The organism is Actinoalloteichus sp. AHMU CJ021 (assembly GCF_002895405.1).
GTDB lineage: Bacteria > Actinomycetota > Actinomycetes > Mycobacteriales > Pseudonocardiaceae > Actinoalloteichus_B > Actinoalloteichus_B caeruleus.
Genome location: NZ_CP025990.1, coordinates 4,176,217 through 4,191,326 on the forward strand (window position 1 = coordinate 4,176,217; position 15,110 = coordinate 4,191,326).

The 15,110-nt window shown below is 71.0% G+C and carries 14 protein-coding genes; 9 read left to right on the plus strand and 5 right to left on the minus strand.

Features of this window, described 5'->3' with window-relative positions:
* Positions 1-33: 33 nt before the first annotated feature.
* From atpA to atpD, 3 genes are read left to right on the plus strand one after another with little or no spacing between them, the layout of a single operon-like run.
* Positions 34-1,680 carry a F0F1 ATP synthase subunit alpha gene (atpA, locus tag C1701_RS17670; RefSeq protein ID WP_026418626.1) on the plus strand — a complete coding sequence of 549 codons (1,647 nt, stop codon included), beginning with the start codon at positions 34-36 and terminating at the stop codon, positions 1,678-1,680.
* Between the two features lie 9 nt (positions 1,681-1,689).
* Positions 1,690-2,619, plus strand: a complete 930-nt coding sequence (locus C1701_RS17675) for a F0F1 ATP synthase subunit gamma (protein ID WP_026418625.1) — start codon at positions 1,690-1,692, stop codon at positions 2,617-2,619.
* A gap of 1 nt (position 2,620) precedes the next feature.
* Positions 2,621-4,054 carry a F0F1 ATP synthase subunit beta gene (gene atpD / locus C1701_RS17680; RefSeq protein ID WP_026418624.1) on the plus strand — a complete coding sequence of 478 codons (1,434 nt, stop codon included), beginning with the start codon at positions 2,621-2,623 and terminating at the stop codon, positions 4,052-4,054.
* Positions 4,055-4,343: 289 nt separating this feature from the next.
* On the opposite strand, the gene C1701_RS17685 is transcribed toward atpD, so the two are convergent.
* The 4 genes from C1701_RS17685 to C1701_RS28185 form a co-directional block, all read right to left on the minus strand.
* Positions 4,344-5,876: a hypothetical protein gene (locus tag C1701_RS17685; RefSeq protein ID WP_103056285.1), complete on the minus strand. Its 1,533-nt coding sequence runs from the start codon at positions 5,874-5,876 to the stop codon at positions 4,344-4,346.
* On the minus strand, positions 5,873-6,424 hold the full coding sequence (locus C1701_RS17690; protein WP_026418622.1) for a SigE family RNA polymerase sigma factor: 552 nt from the start codon (positions 6,422-6,424) through the stop codon (positions 5,873-5,875). The genes C1701_RS17685 and C1701_RS17690 overlap by 4 nt, the downstream gene beginning before the upstream one ends.
* A gap of 237 nt (positions 6,425-6,661) precedes the next feature.
* Positions 6,662-6,784, minus strand: coding sequence for a hypothetical protein (locus C1701_RS27665; protein WP_337661798.1), 123 nt, complete (start codon positions 6,782-6,784; stop codon positions 6,662-6,664).
* Positions 6,785-7,318: 534 nt separating this feature from the next.
* Positions 7,319-7,795: a sigma factor-like helix-turn-helix DNA-binding protein gene (locus C1701_RS28185; protein WP_103056286.1), complete on the minus strand. Its 477-nt coding sequence runs from the start codon at positions 7,793-7,795 to the stop codon at positions 7,319-7,321.
* Positions 7,796-8,190: 395 nt separating this feature from the next.
* Between C1701_RS28185 and C1701_RS17700 the strand changes: the two genes are divergently transcribed.
* Positions 8,191-8,556: a F0F1 ATP synthase subunit epsilon gene (locus tag C1701_RS17700; protein ID WP_026418620.1), complete on the plus strand. Its 366-nt coding sequence runs from the start codon at positions 8,191-8,193 to the stop codon at positions 8,554-8,556.
* A gap of 27 nt (positions 8,557-8,583) precedes the next feature.
* The gene (locus tag C1701_RS17705; protein WP_026418619.1) at positions 8,584-9,024 is read left to right on the plus strand and encodes a DUF2550 domain-containing protein; all 441 of its coding nucleotides are present in this window, start codon (positions 8,584-8,586) and stop codon (positions 9,022-9,024) included.
* A 376-nt stretch (positions 9,025-9,400) separates the two neighbouring features.
* On the opposite strand, the gene C1701_RS17710 is transcribed toward C1701_RS17705, so the two are convergent.
* The gene (locus C1701_RS17710) at positions 9,401-9,976 is read right to left on the minus strand and encodes a cob(I)yrinic acid a,c-diamide adenosyltransferase (protein ID WP_026418618.1); all 576 of its coding nucleotides are present in this window, start codon (positions 9,974-9,976) and stop codon (positions 9,401-9,403) included.
* Positions 9,977-10,088: 112 nt separating this feature from the next.
* Between C1701_RS17710 and murA the strand changes: the two genes are divergently transcribed.
* The 4 genes from murA (at position 10,089) to ehuD (ending at position 15,081) form a co-directional block, all read left to right on the plus strand.
* Positions 10,089-11,357 carry a UDP-N-acetylglucosamine 1-carboxyvinyltransferase gene (murA, locus tag C1701_RS17715; RefSeq protein WP_026418617.1) on the plus strand — a complete coding sequence of 423 codons (1,269 nt, stop codon included), beginning with the start codon at positions 10,089-10,091 and terminating at the stop codon, positions 11,355-11,357.
* 1,426 nt (positions 11,358-12,783) lie between these two features.
* Positions 12,784-13,701 (plus strand): ectoine/hydroxyectoine ABC transporter substrate-binding protein EhuB, encoded by a 918-nt coding sequence (gene ehuB / locus C1701_RS17720; RefSeq protein ID WP_026418616.1) that lies wholly within the window; start codon positions 12,784-12,786, stop codon positions 13,699-13,701.
* A 19-nt stretch (positions 13,702-13,720) separates the two neighbouring features.
* A complete protein-coding gene (gene ehuC / locus C1701_RS17725; RefSeq protein WP_103056287.1) occupies positions 13,721-14,422 on the plus strand; it encodes an ectoine/hydroxyectoine ABC transporter permease subunit EhuC in 702 nt (233 codons plus the stop codon).
* Complete coding sequence (gene ehuD, locus C1701_RS17730) at positions 14,419-15,081, plus strand: ectoine/hydroxyectoine ABC transporter permease subunit EhuD (protein WP_026418614.1); 663 nt, start codon at positions 14,419-14,421, stop codon at positions 15,079-15,081. Before ehuC ends, ehuD begins: the two co-directional genes overlap by 4 nt.
* The last annotated feature ends 29 nt before the right edge of the window (positions 15,082-15,110 follow it).

A 15,110-nucleotide genomic window follows, 5' to 3' on the forward strand; every position in this document is an offset into this window, starting at 1 on the left:
CACCGCTTGAGAACGACCGAGAGCAGGAACGACATGGCGGAGCTGACGATCTCGTCGGACGAGATCCGCAGTGCGATCGAGAAGTACGTCTCCAGCTACTCTCCCGAAGTCAGCCGAGAAGAGGTAGGCGTCGTCACGGACACCGGTGACGGCATCGCCCATGTCGAGGGCCTGCCTTCGGTGATGACGGAGGAGCTGCTGGAGTTCCCCGGCGGCATCAACGGCGTCGCGATGAACCTCAACGAGAGGTCGATCGGCGCCGTCGTCCTGGGTGACTCGGAGAAGATCGAGGAGGGCCAGCAGGTCCGCCGCACCGGCCAGGTGCTGTCGGTGCCGGTGGGCGATGGCTTCCTCGGCCGCGTGGTGAACGCCCTGGGCGAGCCCATCGACGGCCTCGGCGAGATCGTCGCCGAGGAGCGGCGGGCGCTGGAGCTCCAGGCCGCCACCGTGGTGCAGCGGCAGGAGGTCCGCGAGCCGCTCCAGACCGGTATCAAGGCCATCGACGCGATGACCCCGATCGGTCGGGGCCAGCGCCAGCTGGTCATCGGTGACCGCAAGACCGGCAAGACCGCCGTCTGCGTGGACACCATCATCAACCAGAAGGGCAACTGGGAGACCGGCGACCCGAAGCAGCAGGTCCGCTGCATCTACGTCGCCATCGGCCAGAAGGGCTCCACGATCGCCTCGGTGAAGCGGTCGCTGGAGGACGCCGGCGCGATGGAGTACACGACCATCGTGGCCGCCACCGCGTCCGACTCGCCCGGCCTGAAGTGGCTGGCCCCCTACGCGGGTTCCGCCATCGGCCAGCACTGGATGTACCAGGGCAAGCACGTCCTGATCATCTTCGACGACCTGTCCAAGCAGGCGGAGGCCTACCGGGCCATCTCGCTGCTGCTGCGCCGCCCGCCGGGCCGCGAGGCCTACCCGGGTGACGTCTTCTACCTGCACTCGCGTCTGCTGGAGCGTTGCGCGAAGCTGTCGGACGAGCTCGGTGGCGGCTCGATGACCGGTCTGCCGATCATCGAGACCAAGGCCAACGACGTCTCGGCCTACATCCCCACCAACGTCATCTCCATCACCGACGGGCAGTGCTTCCTCCAGTCCGACCTGTTCAACTCCGGCCAGCGGCCGGCGGTGGACGTCGGTATCTCCGTCTCCCGTGTTGGTGGCGCCGCCCAGATCAAGGCGATGAAGGCGGTCTCCGGAACGCTGCGGCTCGACCTCGCCCAGTACCGGGAGCTGGAGGCGTTCTCCGCCTTCGCCTCGGACCTGGACGCGGCCTCCAAGGCGCAGCTGGAGCGGGGCGCGCGGCTCTACGAGATCCTCAAGCAGGGCCAGGGCCAGCCGGTGCCGGTGCAGGAGGAGGTCGTCTCGATCTACCTCGGCACCAGGGGCCACTTCGACGCCGTGCCGGTCGCCGACCTGCGCCGCTTCGAGTCCGAGCTGCTGGACCACCTGCGGCACGCCCACGAGGGCATCCTCACCGAGATCCGGGACAGCAAGGTGCTCAGCGACGACAACGCGGAGCGGCTCGTCTCGGTGACCGACGAGTTCAAGAAGCAGTTCGTCACCTCCGACGGCTCCTCGCTGATCCCGAACGAGGCCCCCGCCGAGGCGATGGACGCCGAGAAGGTCGGGCAGGAGACGGTCAAGGTGAACCGTCCCGCTCCGAAGAAGTGAGCCGATGACATGGCCCAACTTCGAGAACTACGCGAACGGGTCCGCTCGGTCAAGTCCACCCGCAAGATCACCAAGGCGATGGAGCTGATCGCGACCTCGCGGATCAACCGGGCGCAGGCGCGGGTGGAGGCCTCCCGGCCCTACGCCGAGGAGATCACGAACGTGCTCAGCGCGCTCGCCGGGTCCTCCTCGCTCGACCACCCCATGCTGGTCGAGCGTGAGGAGCCCAAGCGGGTCGGTGTGCTGGTCGTGACCAGTGACCAGGGGCTCTGCGGCGGCTACAACGCCAACGTGATCAAGGCGGCGGAGGAGCTCCAGACGCTGCTGCGCGAGCAGGGCAAGACCCCGGTGCTGTACGTGGTCGGCCGCAAGGGCGTGAGCTACTACCGCTTCCGCCAGCGGCACATCGAGCGGAGCTGGACGGGTTTCAGCCAGCGGCCCGGGTACACCGACGCCGCTGATGTCGCCGAGACCCTGGTGCGGGCCTTCCTGGCCGGTGCCGACGACGAGGGTGACGAGCCCGGCGCCGACGGCGTGCTCGGCATCGACGAGCTGCACATGGTGCACACCGAGTTCGTCTCGATGCTCACGCAGCGGCCGGTGGCCCGCCGGGTCGCTCCGCTGGAGGTCGAGTACACCGACGAGCCGACCGAGGCCGCGCCCACGCCGAACTACGAGTTCGAGCCGGACGCGGAGGCGCTGCTGGCGGCGTTGTTGCCGAAGTACATCAACTCCCGGTTGTACGCCGGTCTGCTCGACGCCTCGGCGGCCGAGCTGGCGGCCCGCCGGAACGCGATGAAGTCCGCGACGGACAACGCCGACGAGATCATCCAGAACCTCAGTCGCCAGGCCAACCAGGCCCGCCAGGCGCAGATCACCCAGGAAATCAGCGAGATCGTCGGCGGTGTCGAGGCGCTCTCGTCCGCAGGAAGTGAGTGACATGACTGCAACTGCCACCAGCACCGCGGTTGGGGCCGGCCGCGTTGTCCAGGTTCTCGGCCCGGTCGTGGACGTCGAGTTCCCGCGTGGCGAGGTGCCCGACCTCTACAACGCCCTCAAGGTGGAGATCACGGCCGAGGGCATGGAGAAGACGCTGACCCTGGAGGTCGCGCAGCACCTGGGTGACAACTCGGTGCGGACCATCTCCATGCAGCCCACCCAGGGCCTGGTCCGGGGCGCCAAGGTCACCGACTCGGGCGCCGGCATCTCGGTGCCGGTCGGCGACTCGGTCAAGGGCCACGTGTTCAACGCCCTGGGCGACTGCCTGGACAAGCCGGGGCACGCCTCGGACGCGGAGCGCTGGGAGATCCACCGCAAGGCCCCGGCCTTCGACCAGCTGGAGGGTCGGACCGAGGTCCTGGAGACGGGCATCAAGGTCATCGACCTGCTGACCCCGTACGTCAAGGGCGGCAAGATCGGCCTGTTCGGTGGCGCCGGTGTGGGCAAGACGGTGCTCATCCAGGAGATGATCACCCGTATCGCCCGAGAGTTCTCCGGGACCTCGGTGTTCGCCGGCGTCGGCGAGCGGACCCGTGAGGGCAACGACCTCTGGGTCGAGATGGAGGAGATGGGCGTCCTCCCCGACACCGCGCTGGTGTTCGGTCAGATGGACGAGCCGCCCGGCACCCGTATGCGGGTGGCGCTGTCGGCGCTGACGATGGCGGAGTACTTCCGGGACGTCCAGAACCAGGACGTGCTGCTGTTCATCGACAACATCTTCCGGTTCACGCAGGCCGGTCAGGAGGTGTCGACCCTGCTGGGCCGGATGCCCTCCGCCGTGGGTTACCAGCCGACGCTGGCCGACGAGATGGGTGAGCTCCAGGAGCGGATCACCTCCACCAAGGGCCGGTCCATCACCTCGCTCCAGGCGATCTACGTGCCGGCGGACGACTACACCGACCCCGCGCCGGCGACCACCTTCGCGCACCTGGACGCCACCACCGAGCTCTCCCGGGCGATCTCCCAGAAGGGCATCTACCCGGCGGTGGACCCGCTGACCTCCAGCTCCACGATCCTGGACGCCTCGGTCGTGGGGCAGGAGCACTACCGGGTGGCCCAGGAGGTCAAGCGGATCCTCCAGAAGTACAAGGAGCTCCAGGACATCATCGCCATCCTCGGCATGGACGAGCTGTCCGAGGAGGACAAGCTCACGGTGAGCCGGGCCCGGCGGATCGAGCGGTACCTGTCGCAGAACTTCTTTGTCGCGCAGAAGTTCACCGGCGAGGAGGGCTCGTTCGTCCCGGTCAAGGAGACCATCGAGGCCTTCGACCGGCTGACCAAGGGCGACTTCGACCACTACCCGGAGCAGGCGTTCCTCTCCATCGGTGGTCTGGAGGACCTGGAGAAGGCGTACAAGAAGCTCACCGGCAAGTGATCGGTGGGGACGGCGCCGCCGCGTCGTCCCGCGCCGGACACGGCGCGACGTTCGGGGCCGGACCTCCACCACGGAGGTCCGGCCCCGACGTGTCTTCCGGCAGGGCCGGACCTCCGGGTGGGTGTCGCGGACGGCGCGGGCGTCCTGTCGCGCGCCGCCCTTGGCTCCACCCGGCCGTTCGCCGTCACCCTGCCCTGGCAGGGCACGGGCGGGGCCTGCCGCGGCGATGGGTTCGCGCCGCCGCCCAGGCGACCAGGGCGGGAGCGGCGACCAAGGGGGACCACCGCCCTCAGCGGACGAGCTCGACCACGTCCGTCCCGCCCTCGCGGCTGACCTCGACCTGCACGGCCTCCGCCGGCAGCAGGGCCGCTCCGCGGTCGGACTCCACCGCCTGCCACGGACCGTCCGGGGTGGTGCGGTACCTCAGCTCGGCCTGGTAGGAGAGCACGACCCAGCCCTCGTCGTCCGGGAGCCGGACGGAGAGCTGCACCGGGTCGTCGGGCCGGGTCGGGCCGCCGTAGGCGAAGTCGTCGACCTCGGTGAGGTTGTCGTCGGTGAACACGACGGCGTGCGCCTCGCCGTGCTGGACGCGGTTCCACTGCTCGCCGATGGTGGCGATCCTGCCGTCGGTCATGCGCACGATGACGAGGAAGCTGCCGAAGACGCCCCCGCTGTGGTGGTTGATCAGGTCCGCGCGGCCGGAGTCCCGGAGCGCGCGTTGGGTCCTGTCCATCAGGTCCAGCTCGCGCTCGCTGTCGGGGTGGCTGGGCGCTGCCGTGATCCGCTCACAGCTTTCCCCGCCGTTCTCACCGGTCTCGCACCGCCAGTTGTCCGGGCTGTCCAGGGCTTCCTCCTCGGCCAGCCGTTCCTGGTAGGTCAGGGCGGGTCGGCTGGCGACCGGTAGGTAGAAGAAGGTGAGGCTCTCGTTCCAGTTCGAGTCCAGCGAACGGGGCCGGAGGAAGTGCTGCGCCGCGCCCGGATCGAGCGCGGCCGCCCTGCTCTCGGAGGTGAGCACCGCCAGTGGGGGCCGGCGCTCGAGTTCCTCGGGTATCAGGGTGTCCGGAACCTCCGTCGCGGCGACGACGTCGTGCGCATGGCTGTCCGCTGGCAGCTGCCGCAGGATGAGGCCGTCCTCGGCGACCAGTTCCTCCCACTGGCGGGTGACCTCACCGGTGCTCCCGTCGATGTCGGGCCCCGTGGAGAGGTGCAGCGGTTCGGGGCCGGGCAGGCCGATCAGGGTGCGGTCGTCCTCGCCGAACAGGTACAGCTGGCCCTTGCCCTCGTCGCGGCCCACGGAGAGCAGGTGCAGCTCGCCGTCCTCCGGCGACTGTGCGACCAGGCCCAGCATGTCGTAGCTCTCGTCGTCGCCCGGGGGGGCATGGCGCTGGACGAAGATCGCGGCCGGGCCGGACGGGGTGGTGGTCGCGGCCACCAGGTGGGGGTCGCCGCGACCACCCTCGTCGAGGCCCGCCCTGATGCCCAGGAAGAGCGGCAGTTCATCCCGCCAGGTCGTGCTCGCTCGCCCGACGAAGTCCCGGTCGTCGGCGAGGTCGCCCCGGGTGGGCACGTCGAACCAGCTCCTCGCGACGGCGGGGGCACCCTCGCCGCCCAGCACCTCGGTGGTGGTGAGGTTCATCGTCGTCAGGGCTCCGCCGGTCACGACGAGGGCCGCTGCCAGGGCGACAGCCGTGACGCCGGTCCGCCGCCGCCGGCGCCGGCGGGCACGCGCGCCCCCGATGACCTCCTCGGCCAACCGGGTCGGCGGTCGGAGCCCGTCAGTGGTCTCCCGCATGGCCTCCCGGAGCGAGTCCTCGTCGATCATCGCTGTCCTCCCGCTGGAGTGGTGGTCAACCGGGCCGCTCCTGGCCCGTCCGGTCGCAGGGCTTCGCGCATCCGCGCGAGCCCGCGCGAGGTCTGGCTCTTCACCGTGCCGATCCCGCAGCCGAGCACCTCGGCCACCTGCCGCTCGCTGAGGTCGTCGAAGAACCGCAGCACGATGACGGCTCGCATCCTCGGTGGCAGGCTGGCGAGCAGCGGTGCGATCTGGTCGGCCGTGACGACGGCCTCCTCCGGCCCGTCCACCGCGGGAGCGAGCTGGCCTGGTGCCAGCGGTGTCTCCCGCACCCGGCGGGACAGCCGGCGCCAGCGGTTGGCGGCGGTGTTGGCCAGCGCGCCCCTGGCGTAGGCCTCGGGGGAGCCGGTGATGCGGGGCCAGCGGGGGTACATGCGCTCCAGCACGTCCTGGAGCAGGTCCCGTGCGGCCTCCGGGTCCCCGCCGGCCAGCAGGTAGGCCGTTCTGAGGAGCGCCGGGGAACGGTGGACGACGAAGTCGGTGAACTCCGTGTCCCAGTCCTTGTTCTTTCCTGTCACGGACCACCTCGGTGGTTGGCGGAGCACTGTCACCCGACCTGACACCGTGCCGGTCCCGGTGGTTGCGAGGGGAGGTGTTCGACGGGCCCGGCGCCGGGGTTCTGGTCGCTGGGGAGGGAACGGGGCAGCTGGGCCAGCGGTCGTCGACGGCCCGGTGTCCCCGGCCGGCCGGACGGTGTCCACGCCGCGCCGGCGGGAGTGGCGTGGACACGTCGGGTCGCGCCCCGCTCCGGGCGGTCAGCCGGCGAGGGGCACGACGACGGGCTCGCCGTCCTCCGGAATCACCTCGACCCCCGGATCGGGGGTGGCGACCTGGACGGCCTCGCTGTCCACGTCTTCGGGCAGTTCGGTGACCGCCACCGCGCCCTGGACGTCCAGCTCACGCCAGTCCCGCTCGCCCCGGGCGTCCTCGGTCCACCACCGGCGGGTCGAGACGTGCGGCTCGGGCTCGGCCGAAGGTCGGTGACGAGCGGGGTGCGGTCGTCCTCGCCGATCAGGAACCCCGAGGGGGTGATCTGCTGGGTACCGGGAACGCGGTGGCCGAGATCCTCGCCGAGGACGCGGAGCTCGCCGGTCTCCGCGTCCGGTCCGACCAGGCCGACCAGGGTGCTCACCTGGTCCTCGCCCGTGACGACCCGTTCGCTGGTAGGAGCACGCGTTGGCCGATCACGGCCACCGTTCCGCCAGGTGTGGTGCCCGCCACGGCACCTGGGGGCGCCGGGGATGTCTTCCGTCCGGCCCTGCCGCAGGTTCCACGAAGTGGGGAACCCACTCCCGTCACCCCTCCAGCACCTCGGAGGAGGTCGTGCGCTCCGGCGAGGTCACCCGCTGCCGGGTGCCCGTACCGGGGGCCACCAGGATCGTGGCCGACGCGACCCTCGCCCAGGGCCGTGGCTACCGGCGACGCCGTCGCCTCAACCTCGTGACTGGCACGGTCGGGCTGCCGGCGGTGGAGCTGGCGGCGTTCCTCTGGCCAGCCTCCGCGACCCGGCCCCGTCCCGAAGCCGGGTGGGAGTGTGCGGTCGGAGCCGGCGGGGGCCAGTACCCGCCGCGGTTCCCCAACGGCCAAGGGGTGTCTCCTCCGACCGGGACGCGGGGGCGTTCTCCCCGGCGGGCAGGGGGGAGTGGGGGAGAGGGCGGCCCTTCGCGCCTTGGTCGTCCCCTGCCTGGTGCGGGACGGCGCGCAGCCGGGCGAGTGCCCGCGCGGTCTGGCTCCGTGACCGTGCCCCTGGAGGCCCAGAGGGCCGTGGCGGTCCGTTCTTCCGTCAGGTCCTCGGAGAAGCGGAGCACGATCACCGCCCGCTGTCGGGGCGGCAGCGTGGCCCGCGCGCGTGACCTCGTCGGGCCGGACCAGCTCGGGTTCTGGTCCATGTTCGCCCCCGTCGCCCCTGTCCTCCCACGGCGTCTCCCGGCCCCCCGTCGGGAGAGGTGGCGCCAGCGGTTGGCCGTGGCGTTGGCCAGCGTCGCCCGCGCGTGGGCCCCAGGGGAACCGGCGACGGACCGCCACCTCGGGTACGTCCGGGCGAGGACGTCCTGGAGCGGGTCCTCGGCAGCCGGGGGCGTCCCCGCCGGTGAGCAGGTACGCGGTGCGCGGCAGGGCGCGCGATCCGTGGACGACGAAGCCGTGGAACTCCCGGTCCTGCCGGTTCACCGGCGGCTCCCGTCTCCTGTCAGTGGGTACATCGGGTCAGGACACCGGGAGGGCGGCGGAGGTTGCCTGTCCCGTTGTCTAGACTGCACGCAACCAGCCGATGAAGGAGATGCGCGTGGCCGAGATGACCGTCGAACTCGTCGCTGTCGAGCGTCGCCTCTGGTCCGGGACGGCGACCTCCGTGGTGGCCGAGACGACCGAGGGGGAGATCGGCATCCTGCCCCGGCACGAGCCGCTGCTCGGTCAGCTCGTCGAGGGTGGTGTGTTCCGCGTGACCACCACCGACGGGGAGCGGATCAACGCGGCGGTGCACGGCGGGTTCCTGTCCGTGACCGGGGACCGGGTGAGCGTGCTCGCCGAGGACGCCCAGCTCTCCCACGAGATCGACATCGAGCAGGCGAAGCTCGAGGCGGAGAGCGAGGACTCGGTGATCCGGGCGAAAGCCCGGGGCAAGCTCCGAGCGGCCGGGCAGGCTGTCTGAGAAGCCGAGATACGGGCGGGCCGAGCCGTGTGGGTGATCGAGACCATCGGGGTGGGCCTGTTCGTGGCCGTGGTGGTCCTGGCAGTCCTGATCACCCGGCGGATCCGGCTGTTGCGCCGGATCGGTGGGGTCGACGTGGCCCTGCGGTCGCGCGTGGATGACACGCCCCGGGGCTGGCACCTGGGTGTCGGACACTACCGGGGCGGTGACTTCCGCTGGTACCGCGTGTTGAGCCTCCGCTCCGGGCCGGACCGGGTGTTGCGGCGGACCGGCCTGGAGATCGCCAGCCGCCGCTCCCCGACGGCGCCGGAGGCCTACGCCATGCCACCGGGTTCCACGGTCCTGCACTGCACCGGGGCCGAGGGGGACCTCGAGGTCGAGCTGGCGATGGGGCCGGATGCGTTGACCGGGTTCCTGTCGTGGTTGGAGTCGTCCCCTCCCGGCCGTTCGGTGCCCTGGGCGTCCTGAGCCCCGCACCGCCCGGTGTGCGTTACTCCCGTGGGATGTACCAGCGCGCCGCCGCCCGCCGTGTCGGAGTGGGTGCGGCCGCGTCGCTGGGACCGCGGTCGAGGAGCGCGCCGCCGTCCCTGGTCGGGTGCCGCGCCCCGAGCGATCTCGGTGACGTCACCCGTCCCGGCCTCCTCGCGAGGGCGCGTTCCGGCGGCCGGTGATCGCCTCCCGTACCGCCCTCGGCGCGGTCAGCTCGCGCCCCGCGCGTCGGGTTCCTCGGGGCGGGCGGTCGCGCGACCGCTGGCGGTGCCGGCCCGCCGTGCCGTGACCCGCCCACGGCGGGGGAGGAGTTCGGGCCCAGGGAGCCGATGCCGCCGCTCCTTCGCCGCTGTCCTCAGGCCTGGCCGCTGCCGGGCTTCCACAGCACGTCCCCGTCGGGGTTGCAGACCCGGGCGAGGATGAACAGGAGGTCGGACAACCGGTTCAGGTAGCGGGCGGTGAGGATGTTGCAGCGTTCCGGGTCGGTCTCCAGCAGCGCCCACACCGCCCGCTCGGCCCGGCGGGTCACCGTCCGGGCGGTGTGCAGCAGCGCGGCCGCCGGCGTCCCGCCGGGCAGGATGAACGAGTCGAGCTTGCCGAGCCGTGCGTTGAAGTCGTCGCACCACCCCTCCAGGCGGTCGACGGCGGCCTGGGTGACGCGCAGCGGCGGGTACCTGGGGTCGGGCACGATCGGGGTGCACAGGTCCGCTCCGACGTCGAAGAGGTCGTTCTGGATCGTGCGGAGCACCTCGGTGACGTCCTCGGGGGGAGCGCCGAGTGCCAGGGCGGTCCCGATCGCCGCGTTGGCCTCGTCGACGTCGGCGTAGGCCACGAGCCTCGGGTCCGTCTTGCGCACCTGGCTCGAGTCGCCGAGACGGCTCATGCCGTCGTCACCGGTCCTGGTGTAGATCCTGTTCAGGTGCACCGACATGTCGGGCAGCCTACGGAGGCGTCGCCCGTCTGGCCAGCGTCGCACGGTCGGACCCGCCACGTCCGGTGGCCGTCGCGGACGGCCGAGGAGTCGACCATTACGCTGGCTGGCCGTGAGTGAGCACTTCCGGGTTCGTGGTGGCGCGCGGTTGGTGGGAACCGTCGACGTGGTCGGCGCCAAGAACAGCGTCCTGAAACTGATGGCGGCCGCACTGCTGGCCGAGGGAACCACCACCATCACCAACTGCCCCGAGATCCTGGACGTCCCGTTGATGGGCGATGTCCTGCGGAATCTCGGGTGCGAGGTGACCATCGACGGCGGGACGGTGCGCATCACGACGCCCGCCCAGCCGGACCACCGTGCCGACTTCGCGTCGATGAGCAAGCTCCGCGCCTCGGTGTGCGTGCTGGGGCCGCTGGTGGGCCGGTGCCGCCGGGCCGTGGTCGCGTTGCCCGGTGGGGACGCGATCGGCTCGCGGCCGCTGGACATGCACCAGGCGGGGCTCCGGAAGCTGGGCGCGCGCAGCGAGATCGAACACGGGTGCGTTGTGGCCGAGGCGGAGGGGTTGCACGGCGCGCAGATCTGGCTGGACTTCCCCAGCGTGGGCGCCACGGAGAACATCCTGATGGCGGCCGTGTTGGCGGACGGCACCACGGTGATCGACAACGCGGCCCGGGAGCCCGAGATCATCGATCTCTGCGCGATGCTCCAGCAGATGGGGGCGAAGATCGAGGGGGCGGGCACGTCGACCCTCACCGTGCACGGCGTCACGGCGCTCCAGCCGACCCAGCACCGGGTGATCGGCGACCGCATCGTGGGCGCGACCTGGGCGCTTGCCGCCGGGGCCACGCGGGGGGACATCACCGTGCGCGGCGTCGACCCGCACCACCTGGACCTCGTGCTGGAGAAGCTGCGGATGGCCGGCGCGGAGGTCACCGTCGGGGACGAGGAGTTCCGGGTCGTCATGTCCGGACGGCCCTCGGCGGTGGACTTCGTGACGTTGCCCTACCCGGGGTTCGCCACCGACCTCCAGCCGTTCGCGGTGGTGCTGGCCGCGGTCGCCGACGGCACGTCGATGATCACCGAGAACGTCTTCGAGGCCCGGTTCCGCTTCATCGACGAGATGGTCCGGTTGGGGGCCGATGCCAGGACGGATGGCCACCACGCCGTGATCAGGGGCGTGGAGCGGTTGTCGAGCGCGCCGGTGTGGGCGTCCGACATCCGGGCGGGCGCCGGTCTCGTGCTGGCCGGGCTGTGCTCGGAGGGCGTCACGGAGGTGTGGGACGTGTTCCACATCGACCGGGGCTACCCGAGGTTCGTCGAGAACCTGCGTGGGCTCGGCGCGGACGTCGAGCGGGTGTCGGAGCCCCCGCAGCGCTGAGCGGCATTCTCCGGGGTCGGACCGGTGCCTCCGGTCCGGGCCCCGCCGGGAGCCGGGCGGGGCGTCTGGGCGCCGGTGAGGGCCGGCGTGGCGCCCCTCAGCCCGAGGGTCGCCCGGGCCGCGGCCTCCAGCACGCGCTCGGTCGGCGCGTGGCCCCACTTCTCACGTTCTCGCGGGCTCTGGTGATGCGGGTCAGGCGGTTCGTGGCGGAGTTGAACCGTTCTCGTGGGTGCGGGTGGGGACGTGCTTGGCCGGAGCGGACTTGGCCGGGCGAACTCCCGGTGCCGTGACGCTCCCAGGATGACCGGAACGAGCACCCCGGCGGCGACCGCGGTCGCGCCGACGGTCCTGGCGGGCCCGGGGCGGGCGAGGCCTCGGGCCCGACCATCCCGGGGCGGTGGCGCGGGGCGAGGCCCCGTGTGTCGAGGTGCGCTCGGTCGGCGGCGACCGGCTGGGTCGGTGGGCGTTCGGTCCCGGCGGTGCGCGGGCAGCTCGCACGGCGTGGCCCACGCTGCTCCCGGGAGTCTCCGCCCAGGCCCGGCCCGTCGTCGTTCGACGGTCGCTCCACCCCCTCGCCGCGTCGCCCGTCGGTTCGGCATGCGTTGGTGCCCGGTCCAGTGATCCTCCGGGTTCGGCGGGCGTCCCGAGGCCCACGGCCGTGTCCGGGTGCCGGTGGCGGACGGTCACGTGCTCGTGCGGTGGCCGCCGCCGTTGACCGGGCCGTGGCGAGGTGACGGCGCTCGAGCCCTCGGCGCGTTGGACACGGCCCCGGGCGCTGTCCTCACGTGCCCGGGCGGCTGGCGGACCCGATCCGCGAGGCATCCGCCATCCGCCATCCCCCGAGGCACCAACCGACCAGGCGCGTCGATCGACGCGAGACGACCGCCCTCGGAGAGCCCGGCGGTACCTCTCGGCGGGCCCGTGGCCTCGCCCCGGGAGTGGGATGTCGTGTCCGCTCCCGCCGTCGGGCGGGAGCGCCTGGGGGAGCGGGACGCACCCGACGCGAGTACCCATCCGCGCGGCGTTCCACACGTATTCTTCCCGCATGCATTGCCGGATCGTTTCCTGATCGCGTCCGGTCTGTTTCCCTGGCGGGGAACGCGGCGCCGCTCACGAAACGTGGTCGTTCTCCTTCGGTGCGCAGTCCTCGCGTGCGCGGCCGATCGTAATCAAAACGAGACCCATATAGCACAACGTTCGCACGATGTCAGCCGAATGGGTGAATCTGCTGGTAACGCAGAGTTTTTCCCGTGGCGATCTTTGTCGCTCGCGGGGTGAATCGTGAATCTCGTTCCGATAACGTCGCCTGACCGTGTGAACGGTCGTCTTTGACCGGGGGGATGACGCGGCCTAGGTTCGGAGCGCCGGGTCACCCGGGTAATCGGGAACCCGGCGTCACCTGTTACCAAGTAGGGAGCGGCCCGCTGTGTCTGCTGCGAACGTCAACCGACGAAACTTCCTCCGGGGTGCGGCAGGCGGATTGCTGGTGGTCGGACTCGGCACGGGACTCGCGACCGGTTGCAGTCGAGTGGATCTCGAGGCCACCACGGAGGGCGGGAGCCTGCTCGACGAGCTCCGGAGCCGAGGCAACGTCCGCATGGGATTCGCCAACGAGCGGCCCTTCGCCTACATCGACAGCGAGGGGAACCTCACCGGCCAGGCCTCCGAGGTCGGGAAGACCATCTTCCGCCGGCTCGGGGTCGAGGAGTTCGTCCCGAAGCTCGCCGACTTCAGCTCGCTGATCCCCGGTCTCAACGCGGGCCTGTTCGACGTGATCGCCGCCGGCATGTACATCACCCCGGCGCGCTGCGAGCAGATCCGCTTCACGAACCCGGACTACAACGCCCCCTACAACCTGCTGCTGCCCGAGGGAAATCCCAAGGGGCTGGGCACGGTCGAGGACTTCGTGCGGCGCGACGACGCGGTGATCGGGGTCATCGTCGGCGGCGTCGAGCAGGGCATCGCCCGGGACATCGGGGTGCCGGACAGCCGCATCGTGGTGTTCCCGGACCAGCCCTCCGGTTTCGACGGCGTCCTGGCGGGTCGAGCGGACGCCTTCCTGCTCACCGGCCTCTCGCTGCGCTCTGCGCTGGAGGCCCGCCCCGGCACCCCGCTGGAACTCGGGCCTCCGTTCGTCGCCGTCGTCGACGGGGTGGAGCAGCACGGCGCCGGCGCTTTCGGCTTCCGGCAGGACCAGGGGAACATCGTCAACGACTTCAACCGCGAACTCGCCGACATGAAGAGCTCGGGAGAACTGCTGGAAATCGTCGAGCCGTTCGGTTTCACCGAGGCAGAGATGACTGATCTGACCGCCGACGAACTGTGCAGCGCGCCGGTGTCCTGACGAGAAGGAGTTCGCGCAGATGTCCGCGGGTCTCTGGAACTACATGTTCGAAGGGTTGCTTGTCACCCTTCAGCTCACGATATTCGGGGCGATACTGGGACTGGTGTTCGCCTTCGCGGCCGGGTTGGCCCGGCTCAGCGGGAACGAACTGTTGCGGGGAATGGGATTCGCCTACACCGAGGCTTTCCGGGGGCTCTCGGCACTGGTGGTGCTGTTCTGGTTGATCTTCGTGCTCCCGACGGTCTTCGGGGTCCAGTTGGCGCCGCTGTTCGCCGGTGTCCTCGCGCTCTCGCTCAACATCGGTGCCTACGGCGCCGAGGTGGTGCGCGGGGCGGTGCGGGCGGTACCGCAGGGGCAGATCGAGGCGGCGATCGCGCTCAACTTCACGCCGTGGCAGCGGATGCGCAAGGTCATCCTCCCGCAGGCGGTCGTGGCGATGATCCCCTCCTTCAGCAACAACCTCATCGAGCTGCTCAAGGCCACCGCGCTGGTCTCGGTCGTCTTCCTGTCCGACCTCACCTTCGGTGCGCAGCTGGTGCGGGCCTCCACCGGTAACACCGCTGGCACCTTCGGTCTGCTCCTGGTCGCCTACGGCCTGATCGCCCTGGTCTTCACCACGCTCATGCGGCTCCTCGAACGGCGTGCCGCCGCCTCGCTTGGCCGGACCGTGCCGCCGGGCATGATCGCCCGCATCTTCCGCAGGACGGAGGCCTCCGCATGAACTGGGACTGGCAGATCTTCTGGGACTCCTTCCCCCGGCTGCTCGACGGGCTGGTCATCGCGCTCCAGGCGACCGTCGTCGGCTACCTGATCGCACTGGTGCTCGGCCTGGTCTTCGCCCTGCTGCGGCGCAGCCGGCTGGTCTGGGTCTCCGCTCCGGTGGGGCTGGTCGTGGAGTTCATCCGGTCCACGCCGCTGCTCGTGCAGCTGTTCTTCCTCTTCTACGTGCTGCCGCAGTTCGACGTGCACCTCTCCACCCTGATGACCGGTGCCATCGGACTGGGCGTGCACTACGCCACCTACATCTCGGAGGTCTACCGGGCTGGCATCGAGGGGGTGCCCCAGGGGCAGTGGGAGGCGGCGAAGGCGCTGAACCTGCCGGCTCGCCGCACCTGGACGAGCGTGATCCTGCCGCAGGCGATCCCGCGTTCGGCGCCGGCGCTGGGCAACTACGTGATCGCGATGTTCAAGGACACCCCGCAGCTCATCGTCATCACGCTCCCGGAGATGCTGACCACCGCCCAGGGCATCGGGTCGGAGACCTTCCGCTACCCGGAACCCATCACCGTCGCCGGCATCCTCTACCTGGCGACCGCCCTGGTGATGTCGTGGATCGCCCGCATCTTCGAGCGCCGTTTCGGCACCGTCCGCGCGGCCTGATCCGCCGCCAGCCCCACCCCACCGTTCTT